We start from the raw sequence: 18,304 nt of genomic DNA on the forward strand, positions 1-18,304 counted from the left end.
ATAAGCCAGCTTTCCGACTACGACCGGGCTTGTCCAACAACCGGTTCAGATTGTGGCTCGCTATCGCTCACACAATCTAACCTTATTCGTTAGGCTGGCTCAGAATATCTTGGAGAATACAGCGAAAATGGGCGAAGAGTTTCTATCCAAAATAAAGGGAAATAATGCTACTTTCGTGATCCACTCCGATGCAGGTGCTTGTGCTGCTGCGGCTGTCATGGGGAATATTGCTGTTCGTAGTCAAGAAGAGGGTTCGTATTTTTGCCTTTCAGACGATTTCATCCCAATGGTTGATGACTTTGCCAGCAAGGAGTTCGACGCAAATACTGCCCCCGACCAGATTGATGTAAATTTCAAAAATGACTGGATTGAATACCTGAAAAACACAGGTTTTCCTGCCAACAGTCTCGAATACAAAGATTGTTGTACGCCTGAAGAAAATACTATGCGTTTTCTCAATGTGTGTAGACGCATTCCGGCAATGAAACCAAGGATGGTTCATGAGTCGCGTGAACTTTCGATACCAAATGAATATAGACTAGACTATGAAAAACTTATGGTTCTCATCAAAACGGGTGACAATCTCAATCCATACCTTAGTCGTGACATTCTCAAAAAGAAGAACCCTGATAAAAATGACCTTTTGCTCAACTCTTGGGGAATACAACATCTGCACTTTCGCACCGAGGGAACCGATCAACTATTATTCTGCGTAATAGCAGAATCAGATGTGTTCGTTATTCAGGCGTTGCCTCACAACGAGGAATATCTGTGGGTAAATACTCAGCTTGTTGAGATTTTGCACAGGAATTGGCCAAAGCTAATCCTTCGTGCAAAACACAATGGTCTTGATCCAGAAGATATTCAGTCAGCCAAACGTCACTCTCTTCGTCGCTACAATGCAAACTTTCTGGTGACAGTTTCTGATGGTACTGTTTATCTTCCACTCGCAGTAGGTACAATGGCATCCGGTGACTCCATGGAAGATTGGGTAAACTGCAAAAAAATTTTTTCAGAACTTGAACATTATCAAAATATCGTTGTGCAGAATGCACTCGCTATTCGTACCGCACTTAATATGCCTGCTTCACAAAAGCTGGTTGTTCGGATAGCTTTCGATAACCGTGTCTGTTGCCTTTATGAACCAACGAGGGCAACGCGAATTGGTGGTTTTACTTCAACTCATAGTGCGTAGGCTGGGGTGAGCTTGCGAACCCCAGCAAAATTTAACAATAAAGCCTAACTTAACGCTCCAGTTGACCGCCGCTATCGCGGCGGCAACTGAGCTTTGCGTTAGCGTGTTTTCTGAAAAGGGGTACAATGTCCGATATGAACAATATTTCTATTTCCGATATTCTTGAACTTCCGATACAAGAGCGTATTCGTCTTGTTGAGCTTATCTGGGACAGCGTTGCAGCGGTGCCTGAAGCCGTGGAGATTTCGCCTGAACTAAAGATTGAGCTCGAAGCACGAATGGCAGAGTTTGAGGCAAACCCGGAAGCTGGTTATTCTTGGGAGCAGGTGAAATCCTGCCTTAAAGATGGCTCATGGCGTTCCGCCTAAAATTCTCTTCGCGAGCGTTGCGTGAAATTGGCGAAGCTCAAGAGTGGTATGAATTGCAAAGCCCCGGTCTCGGTGAAGAGTTCATCGCCGCAATGGAGTTACAGCTAAAGCGGCTAGAACAAGCGCCTCTGCTTTATGCCGAGGTAATTCCCAATGTTCGCCGAGCTCTCCTTCCGCGATTCCCTTACGGTTTGTTTTATGCGGTACGGGGCAATCTCATACATATTTTTGCTGTGTTACATGACGCTCGTAATCCGAGACGTTGGCCCAAAAACCGCTAGGACCGTGCATAAATTAATTTAGGCAATTACCATGAAGAGCATGAAGAGCATGAAGGACATGAAGACTTAAACCTTTCATGCCGCTTCATGTCCTTCATGGTTAAAAAATGAAAAATAAAACTTGCTCAAGTTATTTCATGCACGTTCCTAAGGATATGGTCGGCAATAATTTCCCGATATGGATCGAGTAAAAATTTTCCGTTCGCCCTGAGCTTGCCGAATGGGGTGAACGGAAAAATTTCGGCCTACCACGTCAAGCCGATCATGCTTCGACAAGGCCTTTAGTCCTGAGCATAGTCGAAGGGTCAGCACGAACGGCTTGACGAGCGAAAATAGTGATTTCGGGAAGTTATTTTTAACCAAATCCTTAGGAGACCGCTTTACCAAAGCCGTCGAAGAAGCAACTCGCGAGCGTTGACTTTTCCTCTATCCGGGATATTTAAAACTCCTCCCAATCGCCGTTAACAACCGCCACCCGTTGAGAATTTTGCTTGGTGACCGCGATACTTTCCCGCGCATGGTGGGCGTGATTGCCGTGGCTTTTTATGATGTCCAGGATGCCGTGCTCTTGATGGCCTCTATGACCGATCAATCGGATTCCCGGTACTTTGGTGCCGGCGGCTTTCGTCTCGTTTACCGCTTTCAGCCGATGGCGCGATTGCTCGTCTATTTTGAAACCGCCCACGGTAACAGCCAGATTTTGCGCCTGTCCTTCAAGCGATTCGGCAGCGGCGGCGGCTTGTTCAACCAGGGCGGCATTTTGTTGGGTGACATCGTCCAGTTGCGCGATGGCTTGATTGACTTGTTCAATACCGGCGTTTTGCTCAATCGAGGCGACGGTAATTTCAGACATGATGGCCGTAACGCCGCGAATAGAGCTGAGTATTTCCTGCATGGTTTGGCCCGCCTGAACGACCAGTTGGCTGCCGTCCGATACCTTCTCTACCGAATCGCCGACCAGCCTTTTAATGTCTTCCGCCGCCGAGGCCGCTCGTTGCGCAAGGTTGCGCACTTCGATAGCCACGACCGCAAAACCTCTGCCCTGTTCACCGGCTCGGGCGGCTTCTATCGCCGCGTTAAGAGCAAGAATATTGGTTTGAAAAGCAATGTCGTCGATTACTGAAATAATATCGCCGATTTTGTGCGAAGCTTCGTTGATGTCATCCATCGTAGCCGCAACCCGGCCGACAATAACGCCCCCTCGACCGGCTATCTCGGACGCGTCCGTTGCAAGCCGGTTGGCATGTTTTGCGTTTTTAGTATTCTGTTGCACGGCAGCGGTCAGTTGTTCCATGCTGGCGGCGGTTTCTTCCAAACTGGCGGCCTGCCGTTCGGTGCGCTGCGATAAATTATTGTTGCCCGAAGCAATCTCTTTAGACCCGGCATTAATATTGTCGGTGGCATGCCAGATTACGCCGATGATTTCTTTGAGTTTTTCCACCGTCGTATTGGAGTCCTCCTTGAGCCGCCCGAAAGTGCCTTGGTAGTCGTTGGTGATGGTTTCAGTCAGGTCGCCGCGGGATAAGGCCCCGAGTACGCGTGCAATCTCATTAAGCGCATTCTCGCTGGTTTCCAGGAGCCGGTTCATGTCTGTGCCCAGTTGGAGAATAAAGCCTTTCTTGTCCTGCAAGTCCAAGCGCTTGCTCAGGTCCCCCATTGCGGCGGCCTCGACAATGATCGACATGTCTTGTTCCATCGCTACCTCAGTGGTGCGATCCAGCCATTCGGCCACCGTGCCCACACGCAGCCCTTGTGCGTTAACCATCGGATTGGCTGTCACCACCATGGAGCGGTCGCCCAACAGTACGCCGGCTTTATAGGTGCCGGTTAAGGATGATAGCAATTGGGCTTGATGCGCGGGTTTTTTGTGCAGGTCGTCGATATTAGTGCCGATCAGATTGTCAATTGTGAAGTTCGGCAATTGTTCGTGTATATCCGCTTCGGTCTTGCTGAGAATATCGACCACCGATTTGTTGGCATAAATGATGTTGCGCTCATTGTCGGTGATCATAACGCCGGTACAAATGCTGTCCAACGCAATCTTGACCCGCAGGTTCTCGTCTGAAATGCGTTTGATTTCAGCAACATCAAAACCCAGCTTGGTTTGCATTGCCTTGAGGGATTCCATCACCTTGCCAATCTCATCCCGGCGTTCAATCTCGATGATGTTATTGTAATTGCCTTGGGCAATCTGGCCGAAGTGGGCAATGGCTGTTTCCAGCGGCCGGACAATGACGCGAATCAGCGCCAAACCGAGCCCTATAACCAGCGTAATGCCCGCCGCAATCAGGCCGATGGATAGAGTGCGGATGGTTTGATGACGCAGTCGGGCGGCTCCGAACTCCTGTTTGGCTACATCCAGCTGCAATTGCGTCAACTGCTGGATGCCCTCTCCGACCGGCAGATAAAGGCCGTCGATTCTATCCGCGACTCTAGCGGCCAGCCCTATGTCATTGGCCCGCAATGCCGCAATGGCCGGTTTTAATCCGTCCGCCACGAACCGCATCCTGTTCTCGGCAAAGCGATCCGCCAGTATTTTTTCCTGATCCGTTAACCGGCTAGCCCTAAAGTCATCCCAAAGCCGGGTGATTTGCTCGATGTTTTGCTCCACGTCGGCGGTATTTTTTTTGATCGTCTCGGGGGTCGGGCTATTGAGGCTTGCGGCAATGTTCAACCGATTGGTCAGCAGCAGTTTTTGAATCGCGGAAATTTGGCTGATCGGCAGGGTGCGGTCCTCATACACATTACGCAGACCGTCTTCGGCCTTGCTTATACCGAACAACCCTATACCGCCGACAACCGCCAGCAGTATAGACAGCAGGCCGATAATCGCTATCAGGCGGGATTTGATGTTTAAATCCTTGAATAACTTGAACGGCTGCAACAGTTGGGTTTTAACGACTTTGCCGTCCTGAATTTGAAGATTGCGGGCCTTGCCTGCACGAAATAACCGGTAAGCCGCATCTGCCGCCTTGACTTGCTCGCGGTCGGGTTTGCTGCGAACAGACATGTAACCGACCAGCCGGTTGTGTTCATAAATAGGTGCGGCATTGGCCAGCACCCAGTAATAATCGCCGTTTTTGCAGCGATTCTTGACGATGCCGGTCCACGGTCGGGCTGCTTTCATCGATGTCCATAAATCCGCGAACGCTTCGGGCGGCATGTCGGGATGGCGTACTACATTGTGCGGCGTACCGATCAGCTCTTCTCTGGAATATCCGCTGATATGAACAAAAGCATCGTTAACGTAGGTGATCATGCCTTTTAAATCGGTCTTGGAAACAATCGAATCACTGCCGGTAAGGATATGTTCCACATCGGTTACTTGCTTATCGGTTTTCATGAGCGGTTTTTCCGTTTAATGGCTGGTTAATTTGCGGCATGCGGGTTTCTTGTTTGTTCAAGCGGAATAGACGTGATCCGGGCGATCAATAAAACATTTGTCCACCCATAGCCTTGTTTTGATCCAGCACCGCAATCGCCGCTTCGCAGCTGATGATGTTTTCCTCGTTATTAAGAATATAACGGGCCAAGCGCTCGATGGCTTGCCAGTGAACCGGCGAGCTGATGAATTGAAAGGCTTTGTTGAACAGTTCAGCCAACTTTTCCGGGTGCCGGCTTCGATCCGCGATAAAGATGTCCAGGTATTCGTTAACCTTTTCAAGATCGAAGCTGCCGCCGTAATTATGCAGGGCATTGAGGTTAACCAGCCGGGCGTTAAACAGCTCGTCATCGCGTAGGGCGACATGTTTTGCTTCGGCCAAAGGGCCGACCAACAGGTTGATCATATCCGCTTCAAAGGCGGTCTGGTAGGCGGTTTGATCAGCGATTGATAAGTCATGAGCGTTTTCAAGCAGCGCGACCGGCAGGCTATGAATCAGTCGGCCTCCCTCTACGGCTGCGGCAAAGCGGTCATGAGTCAATAAGCAGGTATTCAGGGGACTGTCTTGTTGGCGATCCAGGGCTTTGATGCTGATTTGAAAAAACACCGGGGGTAGTTGTTTTTGTTTATTGCAAAGATAAATCGCGGCTGCGTGACCGGCTTCATGGAAGGCGATTTGCTTGACCAAATCTTGGTCATTAATAATGAAAGATGTATCTGTTTGGTAATTCCGTTTCATGATTCCACCTGTAGGCTAAAAAGATGCGGCCAGGGCTGCTGACCGCACACAGAGGAAGAATAGCTGACTCTAGTCCCTTTAGGAGAGGGAGCGCATACAAGAGTTGCGTGCATTCTAGGGAATAAAAGCGGCCTTGAAAATGAGTCATATTGCCGCGCGACAATATGCCGCCACAAATGGCATGTTAAATGCTAAATATCTTGGTTTTTGCTGTAAGAACGCAGCGAAACGGCGTGGTTGCTGGGCTTGGGCAAACGGCTAAACGATGGGCGGGGGCATTTGACACAGAAAAATCAGGGCATATGACACAGTGCCGATCGAGAACCTGATAGGCTTAAAACGGAAAGCGTAGGGCATGAAAGCGGCTAACATAATTACTCAGTTTTTTGGTGGTGGGTTAAATCTGAAATTTGGCATGAATATCCAAGCCAAATTCGACCTTGTTAATCAGTAATCCGATGACAGTGTCACGCAGTGTTTCCAACTTCGAAAAGCAGATTGTTTTTCGTGTGAGTCGATTAATCCAGGTTCTGAAATTCAAATTTTTACGTTCAATTTTTTGTGTGTTGCGCTTACCCCCTTCATAATTTGGTTGCTGCCACAATTCGGGCAGGTAATTTCTTGATAACATGTCATATTGGCTATTATATGAGCAAATTACACTTTTTTAACCCATTACTCATCCACGCTCTTTTCAAAATTATTAACCGCAATTTTGCCGCCCGACATGATCAGATCGGGATATTCCAGGATTTTGGGCGTTTCAACCGGATTTCCTTTCACGGCAATGATGTCCGCAGGCGCGCCCGCTTGCAAGGTTCCGAGTAACGGGATATCGAGCTGCCGCCCCGCTTTCGATGTTGCCGCACGTAAGACGTCCAACACTTGCATTTTTGCGAGCGACATCATATAGATCAGCTCCTGCGCATCGATACCCCAGGGAATATCGGGATGCGCGATTTCAGCGCCGTATAAAAACTCGGCTCCCAGTCCGGTGAGCGTTTGCACATTGCGGACAACGCCGGGGCATTTAGATAAGGTATCGATCGTCGTGACGATTTTGACTTGCTGCGCGACCGCTTTTTTTAGCAGCGTTTCGGGGATGGCCGCGCAAGGCACATGCGCCCATTCGTCGATATGGGCGTTAATCGCCAGTTCCGCTCCTTCGGATTCGCCGATATGAGCCGTCACTTTTCGCCCTAAGCGATGCGCTTCTTCGACGATGGCTTGCACGGTCCGTTCCGGCAACAAAGGCCACTGCCGATGCAATCCGGGCTTTTGGTGGCCGGATTCATGATGCGCCGACGGATGGCCGTGGCCATGTTCTGAATTCCAGGGCGCGCCCGTCTCCCCGCCCGGCTCCAACGCGACCTTGATCACTGCGGCGCCGTTTTCTACCAAGTTGCGAACGGCGTTCCGTGCGTCCTCTGCCGTCGCAACAGGAATCGCAATATCGGTTTCGCCAAGGCTGGGTATCGGGTAGCCGCCGGGAGCGGTGATAATCGGCCCGGAAGTCAGCACTCTCAGGCTGCCGTCGCCGCCGTAGGATGGATGCACCGGTCCGCCGACATCGCGCACGGTGGTGATGCCGTGTTTAAGAACGGTGTCGCCGGGAATATGGTGGTAGCCTATGTGCGCATGCAGCTCGATAAATCCGGGCAACAGCGTGGCGTCGCCCAAGTCGATTTCTTTCGCGGTAATGTGCCGGAACGATTCGCGGCTATCGATCCGGGCTATTTTGCCGTTTTCGATTAAGACCGATGTGTTCGTTTTAAAATCATTGCCGTCAAACACCCGCTCTGCGTGTACCAGAATGGCGTTTGTATCGGGCTTTTGCATGGAGGCTTGGCTTGCTACACAGCCATTGAGCGTGAACAGCAATACCGGCAGGCATTTATAGAACGGCTGCCTAAAGACGTGTATCGGCATGATTGAAAACCTTGGTTGAACAATGATAAGACAGCTTGGAATGTATGGCGCTGGGACCTGTTCCTATGCCGGACGGACAACATGTCCCGTCCGGCATAGGAATACGGCAACATCCGTAAAACGGTCTGCGCCCTCTTGGATGCGAGGTAAAGCTGATGAGCAATTAATACGTGATTTCTATGCCGCCATAAAATGACACTGGCGCACCGGCGTTTAACATCGCATCCGTTGCCGTCGCGGTGTTCATAATATTGGTATTGGCAACGTATTTGGTATCCAGCAAGTTCCGGCCCTCGAGAAACACTTTATAATTTTTATTGGACCAACCGGTGCGCATGCCCAGCAAGCCGTATGAATCAATTTTATAAGTATTCGCGTAGTCTCCCCAACGCTTCCCGACTACATCGAAAGTAGGCCCGATAAAATATCCGCTCGCATGGTGGTAAATGGCCTCGCCTTTTAAGAAGTATTTGGGCGCAGCCGGTAACGCATTGTTGGCGTAAGTGCGGTCATTATCAAAGCTGAAATGGTTGATAGTGTAGGTCAGCATGGGTTTGATCGTATGCGTACCCTTGCCGTCCAGGGCAAAGCTGCCGCCGATTAAACCTTCAACGCCTGCATGGATGGTATTATCAAAATTCGCCGCCTTGGCAGACCCGCCTGGAGGTGTAGTGGATAGAATTTCGTTGTTAAGCCATGAATAATACAGCGCCAAATCCCAGTTCACATCGTTTAAGTTGCCGAGTTTTTGATTGCCGCGCGTGCCTATTTCGACGGAAGTGCCTTCCATCGCCTTCAGATCGGTCGTGGTTAAGCCGGCGGTGATATTGTCCGAAATATTGTAGTTAGTCGGCGGCGCGTACAAGCGGCTGACATTGCCGTAAAGGCTGGCGCTCTTGGTCAGGTTATACATCAAGCCTAAGCTGGGATTAATGCCGCTATAGTCATTGCTGGGGTTGCCGCCTTGAGAATACACATTGAAGTTGGCGTCCTGAGGAATGGGTAATTTTGTGTTGTTGACTTCACGGTGCGCGAACACGCCTTGCAACGCGGGCGTCAACGTCCATTTATCGGTAATATGCCAATGATCCTGGGCAAAAATCTCGACATTATCGGCTTCCTTGGTTATTTGATTGGTCATAGGCCCGCGATTGCCGCCGACATTCGTGTAGTTGCCGCCTTTATCCGAGTTGGTGCCGTAATTCACGCCCAGCAATAAGTCATGGCTATCCAGGCGCAGGTTGTAGCGGGCTGTCGTACCCCAGTCCTGCTGGACGGAATCGACCAGCAGACTGAACCTGTCCGCGGTATCGCCGGGGAAAAAATGCACCGTATCCACGATCGGATGATAAAGATGCTGGTTTTCAAAAGAAAAACCGACATCGAGAGAACTCTTGTCATCAATGGTCCAGGTTGTTTTGTTGGCGACACGCTCGGTCTCGGTGTTCAACTGATAATTGCCGCCGATAGCCTGGGTGCTGGCTTGGTAGGGATTGGCGTCGAATTGAGCCCGAGTCAGCTGGCCCGGCAACTGCTGATTGTTTTTAATGTAGCTCACAAAGGTACGGTTAACGATGGAGTCGGATATTTTCCAGCCGAAGTTGCTGTATACGCCAAAGCGATCCTGTTTGTTATGGTCGCGGAAACCGTCCCATTCCTTTCCTTCAAGAGTCAACAGGCCGTCGAAGCTGTCATTGAAAACCTTGCTGACCGTGCCGCGTCCGAGGAACTGGCCGAAACTGCCGCCGCTGAGCGAGAGCCTCGCGGTAGGACTGTCATGGGCGGTGGGTGATGTGAAATCGATAGCGCCGCCCAAAGTACTGGCGCCGTACTTAAACGCGTTGCCTCCGCGAGCAACGGTTGCAAAACTCGAGGCCAGCGGATCGATCATTCGGTTGTGGTTGTTGCCGTCCGCGGCAGTAACCGGCAGGCCGTCTTGCAGCAACTTAACGCCGCTCCCGGCAAAGTTGTTGGCATCCAGATTCGAACCACGGCTGGTGATAAACACTTCGTCGTTGCCGCTTTGGCTGGTCGCCCAAACGCCGGGCACATAGCGGAAAAAATCCGCTACGCTGGAAATGTTACGATCATGTAAATCATTGATGTCAACCACGCTGACGCCTCCTGGAGAAAGCGCAACTTCCGCACTGGCGGCGGCAAGCTTTTGCTCACTCTTATTCGTCACCACCATTGTTTTAAGCTCGGTGCTTGGCTGTTTTTTCGCTATTTTTTGCTTTGCTTCAGCTGTTTTCGGCTGCTCTTTCGCCATTGCGGCGGAACTCAGAAAAAAAGGAAGACATAATAAGGGGCCGCTTAACTGTAAAAGCGTAACAACCCGATTGGAGCGTAAGCACTTCATAATAATTCCAACTTAAGTAATGCTATTAACTAGCAGAAAATACAACTCAGCATTGACTGAGCATTTTTTATTCAACATTCAAATCAATCTGTGCGATTGACCCGGCTGTTTAATCGGAAAAAGTTTATCCAATAACGGCAATCAGGCCGGGACTCATTCGTATGGCAAACGTAATGTTTTGTATGGCAAACGTAGCCGGACAAATTTATGCGCGATATGACCTGTTTTTGATACCGAAGTGCGGGATATGACCTATTTTTCTAAGCATCCCTGCATTTTTTCACCGGATTTTGCAGGTTAAATCCCTAAAAATATTGAATAATGAAATCAAGGCGTGATTTGTGCTTGATGTTCTTGATCGTGTTTGCAACTTGATAGGAAAAAACCGAAGATGCCGCCGCTTAGTATCAGAAACGAAGAGCTGTCAACCGAATTCCTGCCGGGGGAGCAGTGCCTGCAACAGCTTTTACCCGATCACTTGGGAGTCGGCTATTCAAAGGCTTACCAGCTGGAACAGGACTTTAGTTATATAGAAACCCGTTACGCGCCGCGGAAAAACGTCGCCGTATTAAGCAATATCGAGCAGCAGGAACCGCGTTTGGTGGTAACGCTCGGCATAAAAGGCCGTTCCCGCTTCATCAACAACCACGGTTCCGAACTCTTGTTTAAGCAGGGCTACACGTCGATAACAACGTTCGGTTCAAGCATCGGGGAGCGTCAGTATGAAGCGGAGAAAGACATGTTTCAGCTGCGGTTTTCTATGGGTAAAAACTGGCTGGATCGGGTTTTCGGCAAGACCAAAACGGCAGGTTTGCTTAATCGCATGGACATGCGTTTGTTAAGCTGCCGGCCTATCTCGGCAGAAGGCGTTTTGGCCGTGCAGTTGTTAACGGCCTGCAATGTCGCCGATGAAGTTAAACCGGTTTTCAGGCGCGGACTGGCGATGACTGTTTTGGCCTCTGAATTGAACCATCTTTTCCAGGATGCGCCGCAACATTCTGCAAAGTTCTCGCAACAAGACCAGGCCAAGGCGATGCTGGCCCGCGATATTTTGTTTAATGAATTCAGGCATCCGCCTTCGGTAGCGGATCTTGCCAAGCGGGTCGGAACTAATCAGCTTAAGTTAAAGCAGTTGTTCCATCATTTTTTAAACAACACACCCTACGGCTTATTGCTGGAAATCAGGATGAACCACGCCTATCAGCTGCTGAAAACCGGGCAATGCCATGTCAGTGTTGCTGCCGACTTGGTCGGTTATCAGCATGCCAGCAACTTCAGCGCGGCATTCGCCAAGCATTTTGGCGTTTCCCCCAAGCAAATTGCCAAGCACCACTAATACTCAGTCATTCTTGTTTTGTCAGGTAAAAGTAAATCCGTTCGTCCTGAGCTTGTCGAAGGATGAGCGGATTTACGCTGAGTTGAACGATTTTTACTCGACAGATCAATACTGACTGAGCACTAGGGCTTGACGCGGTAGATCGAAATTTTTCCGCCCCCCCCCATTCGACAAGCTTATGACAGGCTTCGACAAGCTCAGGGCGAACGGAAAAATTTCATCCGATCTATGTCGGGACGTTATTACTGACCATATCCTTAAACCTTTCATGCCGCTTCATGTCCTTCATGGTTAAAAAATGAAAAATAAAACTTGCTCAAGTTATTCCATGCACGTTCCTTAGCTATGTGCTTATCAGTTGGAGCGAGTGAAAACCGTTCGTGCCGAGCCCTTCGGCTGCGCTCAGGAGAGTCTTATCGAAGCATGAGCGGTTTCCACGCCCCACCTATTTGGCTTGCTTCGCCTTACGCTTTTGCAGCCAGCGGATCACCCCGGTCACATACAAAACCGGACAAGCCAGCCCTGAAAGTAACACCAAAATCCGTCCCGTCCAACCGAAAGCATGGCCGCTATGGACCGGCCATTGCCAATCCAGAAAAATATCGCCGGCGCTGCCGCTGCCCCTGTCGTAAACTTTGAGTATCTCGCCGCTGTATTGGTCGACGGCGAAATCGCGATAGCCGGTAAATCGGCTTATTTCGGTGACGTCTTTTTTCATTACCGTATAGACATCCTCCCGGTTTTTCGGCGCATTGAGCATCCATAACTTACCGGCGGGATAGCGCTCCTGCACAATGGCTTCCACTGTCGAGAAACTTACCGGCTGCCGGCCCGCTTGCGGCGGACTGCTGTGAATCTCGGCAGGAATAGTGCTGAAGGCATTGGGCCTGTCGGTCGTCGATAACAACTTGACCAGTACGTTGACCTGATCCGGCAGATTAAAATAAATCCCGGAAAACAACACCGGCAGCAGCACGACTGCCGAATAAAAACCGACGGTTTTATGCAGGTCGAAGTTAAAACGCACGGCGCCGGCATGGCGCTTGAAGGTTAAGGCTTGCTTGAATTTGCCGGTCAGCGGCCACCAGACGATCAGGCCCGTCAACAGAGAAATAACAGATAATACCGCCAAAATGCCGTTGAGCACGCCGCCGATTTTTTTGCCCGATAACAAGCACCAGTGCAGTTGCATGATGAAACTGACCAAAGGCCGTCCCCAGTACCGATCCTTGGGATGCCAGAGCTGCAAGCCCTTGACCTGAGTCGTGTAAGGATCGACGAAGATGTAATAGCCGTCGCCGTTGTCCGCTTGGCTTTCAGCCCTGACAAAGTACAGGAATTTGTAGGCGACATCGGGCTTACGGGGATAATACACCTTGAAAAAACGGCTGCCTTGCGGTTTGGCCGTTTCCGCCGCCGCAACGATGTCGTCCAAACTGTGCAATTGTTTCTGATTTTCGGGCGGCACGGAAACAACAGCCAGCTCGGGGTTTAAAACTTCCTGCATTTCCTGATAAAACACCAGAATGCCGCCGGTCAAGCCGACGACGGCCAATATCGCGCCGGCAATCAAGCCGAGATATAAATGCACATCCAGCCACAGTTTGCGGCGGGCTTTGAGTTTGGTCAGATGGGTATCGGCTTTCGCTGTCGTCATTGGGTTAAGCACCGGAAAATCGTCAAGAGGTTGTTGCATGAATTTATTTCTCCAAGGAACAGACATAAATTAATTTACGCAATGACCATGAAGAGCATGAAGGACATGAAGACTTCAATCCTTCATGCCTTTCATGTTCTTCATGGTTTAAAAATAAAACTTGCTCAAGTTATTTCATGCACATTCCTAAGGTGACTACTGACAATGCAGTATGCACAGCAATACCGAGAGTAATCTTCCCGGCATTGCTTTAAAACATACCAGCTATACCGGTTAAAACTCGACTTTCACCGATCCCATCAAAGTCCTTGGCGCACCCCAAGTAGTCCGGGTCTGAAGAGTGGCGGAGTTGGATTGGATAAAACCATCGTGGATATATTCCTTATCCAGCAGGTTGGTGACATTCAATTGAAGAGTGACTTTGGTTTTAGCGACATTCCGTGTATAGCTCCCCAACAGATTAACGACGCCATACCCGGCAAAATCGAACTGCTGCCGGTCGAAAGTTGCTTTTCTTGAGCTATACAAGTCCACGCCGGCGCCCACTTTGAATCCGCGCAGGTAATCTTGCTGAAAATCGTATGTTGTCCATAAAGTGGATGTATTTTTAGGAATGCCCCGGAGCGGGCTGCCGACAGGTATGTTATTGGGGTTGTTTTCCTTGAGCACCTCGGTTTCGGTATAGGCATAGGTAGCTATAGTGTTCCATCCCGGTAAAATTTCGCCTTTGATGTCCACTTCCACGCCACGGCTTTGCGCCTCGCCGGTTGCAATGCTGAAGGTTGGATTAGTAGGGTCAGTCGTGGGAATGTTTTGCTTGGTCAAGTTGAAGTAAGCAATGGTGGTGCTCAAACGGTCATCGAAGAATGCGGTTTTAAATCCCCCTTCCCATTGTTGCGCGGTTTGCGGCGGTAAAAATGTACCGCCTTGTCCCTGTCCGTTGGTGGTGCCGAAATTTTCCACATAGTTGCCGTAAAGACTTAGCCATTTGATGGGCTGCCAAAGCAAGCCCACTTGTGGCGTGACCGCATCGGCTTTTTGACCTACCTGCTTGGTAAGAACATTGTATTGCTCGACATCCTGATAACGGAAACCGCCCATCACATGGACGTTATAAGGCAACTTGATTTGATCCTGTAGATAGATGCCGTACAAATCCGTGGTCGTGTGAAACGATTGGCTGGCGCGCGTCGCTGGATTGACGGGCGGAAGGCCAGTGTGGACAGGGTTATAAATGTCAATGGTGCTTGGAACGGTGCTGCTGTAGCCGACGGAATTTTCATCTTGGAGGTAATAATCGCCACCGACTAACAACGTGTGTTTAAGCCCCCATGTGTCGAAATGGCCGGTCAAATTGGTTGTCGTAAAATAGCTGTCGTCGGTATAAAAGTCGCTGGTAAGCAATTGTCTATTCAGTGTGCGTTGGTCAGCGTTCAAAAGTCCCGAGTTCATCGCTATCCGTGTTCTATCCAATAGATTGATGCCAAGTTGCTCGGACAATACCCAGTCGTCACTGAATTTATGGTTCACACTAAGGCCGATAAATTCATTATCGAGAGGATTTTTATTGTCGGCCTCTATCAAATTTCTTTCGCGAGGAATTTTCGCTAGGCGCGGGTTGATCCAGGTGCCATTCGCTGTTTTTCCATCAATGATTAAAGCGCCTGCCCCCGGATCGTAACTATTATTTTCGTGCCGGTATTCCATCTCCAGGATTGCTTGCGTCTGTGGGCTGATGTTCCATTGCAAGACCGGCGCGACAAACACTTTTTCAGAATCGACAAACTCGCGAAACGAACCGCTGTTTTCGTAGGAAACATTCATCCGATACAGCAAGTTCTTATTGTTAGTCAAAGGCCCGGTCGCATCGATACTGGTACGATAGAAATCAAATGATCCGGCTTGCTGTTGCAGCGAATAATACGCAGTCTCCAATGGTTTTTTAGTGACGACATTAACCATGCCTCCGGGTTCGACGCGTCCGTACAGCATCGCCGCAGGCCCTTTGAGAACTTCCAGGCTTTGCACATTCGCCATGGCGCGCGTTCCGTCTGCGCCTCCGTTAGTATCGATACGCATGCCGTTGCGAAAGTAGTTGTAGTTGAAAAAACCGCGTATGGTGACTTGATCGGAAATCCCGCCAGCGCCTTGACCGGTAGTGACCCCGCTGACATATTTCACCGCCTGATCAAGCTTAATGGCTTGCTGGTCATCGAGCACCGCTTTCGGCAACACTTGAATATTCAGCGGCGTTTCCATGATCGGCGTGTCGGTTTTGGTGGCGAAGCTGGAATTGGGAGCCGCGTAGTCTTTATTATAAGGGTCGTTAGGATCATAGCGCCTTTCACTCTTAACCGTTACGGCAGATAAGGTTGTAGAACCGGGGGCTTTAGAAACCGGAATTTTTTCAAGCGTCACCGATTCGGTGTCGGTAAAACGATAAGTAACACCGGTGTTAGACAGTAATTTCTCCAGGGCTTGCTGCGGCGTATAGCTTCCCGATACGCCCGGCGTTTTTATGTCGCGCGCTACATCGGCGCTAAAGAAAGTTTTAATGCCGGTGTTTTCGGAAAATTGCAGCAGTGCGGAAGAAAGGGATTGGGCCGGTATATTAAAATTCTGCTTCTGCCCGGTTTCGGCGATTGCAGAACTTGCCTGCATAATGGCCAGTAACATTAGGACGGCGGAATTTCTGGTAAATTTCATGAATACTCCTTATTAGTTATTGTTGAAGTCTTGATAAGACGACAGCGCACTGTAAGAGTATCTATTCGGTTTTGAATTTTTTTTGACTGAAATACGTGGCCCGACGAAATGCAAGATAAGCCGCACTTACGCTATTTTTTACTTTGCAGAAAGCAGCACCAGTTTTTCGGTGATTTTGGTGATGCTAATCGGCAAGCTTTGTTCGATGGTAAGCAGCGCGACATTGGTATCGTCGGTCGCAAACACGCCGGTTACCGGCAAGGCTTTGATGGCGTCGTTCATGACCATAATTTTGCCGGAACGGTAGCGGTTGAGTTCTTCTATCACTTCAGCCAACGGCCTGTCCTGAAAAATCATACGTTGATTTTTCCAAGCCTGACCGCGTTGTAAATTAGCGGTTGTAACGGCGCTCAGGGCGTCATCGGAAAAAGCCACCTGCTGGCCTTCGGGCAAGCTTTCTAAGACTTTTCCGTTTTCCGCCGTGACTCTGACGGAGTGTTGGTAAACGGTGACAGTCACGTCTTTCCGCCGGGTTTTAATATTAAATTCAGTACCCAAAGCGCGGACTTGGCCTGAATGGGTTTGCACCTCAAAAGGACGCTTGGCGTCAGGGGCAACCACAAAATAGGCTTCGCCGTCATGCAGGGTGATTTGCCGGCGCTGTGCCGAATAATCGATGGAAACGGCGGTGTCGGTATTCATTATTATTTCCGAACCATCCGCCAGCGTGACGTTACGTTGCTTGCCGGGAGCCGTTGTATAGTCCGCAAAATAAAATCCGGCCTGGGTATACATCAACGATGCCATCAGCAACAGCGAGGCGGCGATGCCCAGAGGCCGGACAAATCGTAAACCAGGCTTACTTGAATTGGATGTTTTAAAGGCGATAACCCGGCCGCTTGCTGCACCGGTAATATCCGCTTCAGTCAGGCTGTCGAGCCCCAGCCAAAATGCGTTGATTTCCTGCCAGGCCATTTTGTTTTCAGGCCGTTCGTTCAGCCAAACTTCAAACTCGCGCCGCTGCTGTTCCGTTACCAGATCCGAACTCAACTGCGCCTGCCAATAGGCGGCTTGCATTGCCGTTTTGTTTTGTCGGTTAGATTCGGGCATGGTGAAACTCAAAAGGTTATTAGGCTGAGACGTTTGTGCGCGTCTTTGTATCTATATGCGAGCGATGTTTATTCCGCAACCTTGTGGCCGACGGGTGAATCAAGCTCCCGCATTCTGCGCCGGCAATGTTCCATGGCTTTAACAATGTGTTTAAGCACGGTACTCTCGGAAATACCGAGTTCATCCATTATTACAGAATAGGGCTGGTGTTTGAACTTATGCATGATAAAAACTTCCCGGCACCGGGGCGGCAACTCGGACACCGCTTGGCGCAGGTGCGCTATTTGCTCCTGGGTGTAAAGCTGATGCTCAATCGACGGCGTCGGGTCCGCTTGGTAAGCCAATTCGGATTCGTCAGCATGTCGCGCTACTCTGCGGTTACTGCTGCGAAGATGGTCTATCGCAAGATTGCTGACGATCTTATACAAAAAAGCACGGGGGTTTTTGAGGTCGTTTTTGATGTCTGAATGTATCAATCGTAAAAAAGCATCCTGCAAAATATCGGACGCCGCTTCCGAGCAATGGGTCTGGCGCACCAGATAACCATGCAATTCTTCCCGATGCTCCTGAATTAATTCTGCGACGGCGTAATGAGTGAGTTTGTGCATGAAACAAATGAGTCCTTTTTGTTTAAAAAGCGCACTGTTTCAGCAATTAACCTGCCGGTTATTGCAACCGCTTGTTAAAGCAAGAACTTACCTTATGCTTGAAGCCGACACGAGGAGCTTGTTAAGAAAAAAAACTGCGGCATATCACACACTCGCGCATGTCATATGCCGTGTTTTGCATTCGAGATATAGCGCACAAACGATGTGCTCTATAGGACGTTTCGCGGTTCAGACCTGAATCGTATTCTACTTCTTATCCAGCTTATCCTTGGCCGCAGTGGTTTCAGCCTGGAGTTTTTCCATGGACGCCTTCAATCGGGCTTGTTCGTCATTTGCGGCATTGGCGATCAGTGCATTGTCGGCGTTGGCCTCTTTTATCACGCAGCCGTTATAGGCATTGGCTTTTTGCTGCCAGTCATTGATTGCCTTGACGCTTTGGTTGTAAGTCTCAACGCTGCTTGGGTCAATAACCGGAACCACGGGCTCGCTGCCGCAGCCGCTCGGCGACCAGACTCCGTTCGCGATAGTTCCCGCCATGCCTGTAGATGCAGTCAGCATCATTGCCGCGGTAAAAAATAGTCGTTTTATCATTTCCACTCCTTAAGTTATTTTTAATTGATCGGGGCTTTGCTCA

General features: G+C 49.7%; 13 protein-coding genes and 1 pseudogene. 4 read left to right on the top strand and 10 right to left on the bottom strand.

The window, feature by feature from the left end; all coding sequences use genetic code 11:
- Nucleotides 1-127 precede the first annotated feature (127 nt).
- From B0F88_RS17365 to B0F88_RS19955, 3 genes are all read left to right on the top strand, one after another.
- Nucleotides 128-1,195, top strand: coding sequence for a hypothetical protein (locus B0F88_RS17365; protein WP_104425213.1), 1,068 nt, complete (start codon nucleotides 128-130; stop codon nucleotides 1,193-1,195).
- Between the two features lie 125 nt (nucleotides 1,196-1,320).
- Nucleotides 1,321-1,563 carry an addiction module protein gene (locus B0F88_RS17370; protein WP_219820914.1) on the top strand — a complete coding sequence of 81 codons (243 nt, stop codon included), beginning with the start codon at nucleotides 1,321-1,323 and terminating at the stop codon, nucleotides 1,561-1,563.
- On the top strand, nucleotides 1,548-1,844 hold the full coding sequence (locus tag B0F88_RS19955; RefSeq protein ID WP_104425214.1) for a type II toxin-antitoxin system RelE/ParE family toxin: 297 nt from the start codon (nucleotides 1,548-1,550) through the stop codon (nucleotides 1,842-1,844). The genes B0F88_RS17370 and B0F88_RS19955 overlap by 16 nt, the downstream gene beginning before the upstream one ends.
- 439 nt (nucleotides 1,845-2,283) lie before the next feature.
- Here the strand turns inward: B0F88_RS19955 and B0F88_RS17380 are convergent, their stop codons facing one another.
- The 5 genes and pseudogenes from B0F88_RS17380 to B0F88_RS17400 all read right to left on the bottom strand — a co-directional run bounded on the left by B0F88_RS17380 (nucleotide 2,284) and on the right by B0F88_RS17400 (nucleotide 10,163).
- Nucleotides 2,284-5,187 (bottom strand): methyl-accepting chemotaxis protein, encoded by a 2,904-nt coding sequence (locus tag B0F88_RS17380; RefSeq protein ID WP_104425215.1) that lies wholly within the window; start codon nucleotides 5,185-5,187, stop codon nucleotides 2,284-2,286.
- Nucleotides 5,188-5,272: 85 nt separating this feature from the next.
- Nucleotides 5,273-5,965 (bottom strand): hypothetical protein, encoded by a 693-nt coding sequence (locus B0F88_RS17385; RefSeq protein WP_104425216.1) that lies wholly within the window; start codon nucleotides 5,963-5,965, stop codon nucleotides 5,273-5,275.
- 397 nt (nucleotides 5,966-6,362) lie between these two features.
- A pseudogene (locus B0F88_RS17390) lies at nucleotides 6,363-6,539 on the bottom strand (IS1 family transposase); the annotation flags it as partial.
- 101 nt (nucleotides 6,540-6,640) lie between these two features.
- Nucleotides 6,641-7,894 carry an amidohydrolase family protein gene (locus B0F88_RS17395; RefSeq protein ID WP_104425218.1) on the bottom strand — a complete coding sequence of 418 codons (1,254 nt, stop codon included), beginning with the start codon at nucleotides 7,892-7,894 and terminating at the stop codon, nucleotides 6,641-6,643.
- Between the two features lie 163 nt (nucleotides 7,895-8,057).
- Nucleotides 8,058-10,163 carry a TonB-dependent receptor family protein gene (locus tag B0F88_RS17400; protein WP_181049945.1) on the bottom strand — a complete coding sequence of 702 codons (2,106 nt, stop codon included), beginning with the start codon at nucleotides 10,161-10,163 and terminating at the stop codon, nucleotides 8,058-8,060.
- A gap of 481 nt (nucleotides 10,164-10,644) precedes the next feature.
- Between B0F88_RS17400 and B0F88_RS17405 the strand changes: the two genes are divergently transcribed.
- The gene (locus B0F88_RS17405) at nucleotides 10,645-11,589 is read left to right on the top strand and encodes a helix-turn-helix transcriptional regulator (RefSeq protein WP_104425220.1); all 945 of its coding nucleotides are present in this window, start codon (nucleotides 10,645-10,647) and stop codon (nucleotides 11,587-11,589) included.
- A gap of 445 nt (nucleotides 11,590-12,034) precedes the next feature.
- Here the strand turns inward: B0F88_RS17405 and B0F88_RS17410 are convergent, their stop codons facing one another.
- The 5 genes from B0F88_RS17410 to B0F88_RS17430 all read right to left on the bottom strand — a co-directional run bounded on the left by B0F88_RS17410 (nucleotide 12,035) and on the right by B0F88_RS17430 (nucleotide 18,261).
- Nucleotides 12,035-13,246 (bottom strand): PepSY-associated TM helix domain-containing protein, encoded by a 1,212-nt coding sequence (locus B0F88_RS17410; RefSeq protein ID WP_374953589.1) that lies wholly within the window; start codon nucleotides 13,244-13,246, stop codon nucleotides 12,035-12,037.
- Between the two features lie 273 nt (nucleotides 13,247-13,519).
- Nucleotides 13,520-15,952, bottom strand: coding sequence for a TonB-dependent siderophore receptor (locus B0F88_RS17415; RefSeq protein WP_104425222.1), 2,433 nt, complete (start codon nucleotides 15,950-15,952; stop codon nucleotides 13,520-13,522).
- A gap of 138 nt (nucleotides 15,953-16,090) precedes the next feature.
- On the bottom strand, nucleotides 16,091-17,062 hold the full coding sequence (locus B0F88_RS17420; RefSeq protein ID WP_104425223.1) for a FecR family protein: 972 nt from the start codon (nucleotides 17,060-17,062) through the stop codon (nucleotides 16,091-16,093).
- Between the two features lie 68 nt (nucleotides 17,063-17,130).
- Nucleotides 17,131-17,670: an RNA polymerase sigma factor gene (locus B0F88_RS17425; protein WP_104425224.1), complete on the bottom strand. Its 540-nt coding sequence runs from the start codon at nucleotides 17,668-17,670 to the stop codon at nucleotides 17,131-17,133.
- Between the two features lie 246 nt (nucleotides 17,671-17,916).
- Entirely contained in the window at nucleotides 17,917-18,261 is a 345-nt protein-coding gene (locus B0F88_RS17430; RefSeq protein ID WP_104425225.1) for a hypothetical protein, read from the bottom strand.
- Nucleotides 18,262-18,304: the final 43 nt, after the last annotated feature.

It is taken from the genome of Methylobacter tundripaludum (genome assembly GCF_002934365.1).
GTDB lineage: Bacteria > Pseudomonadota > Gammaproteobacteria > Methylococcales > Methylomonadaceae > Methylobacter_A > Methylobacter_A tundripaludum_A.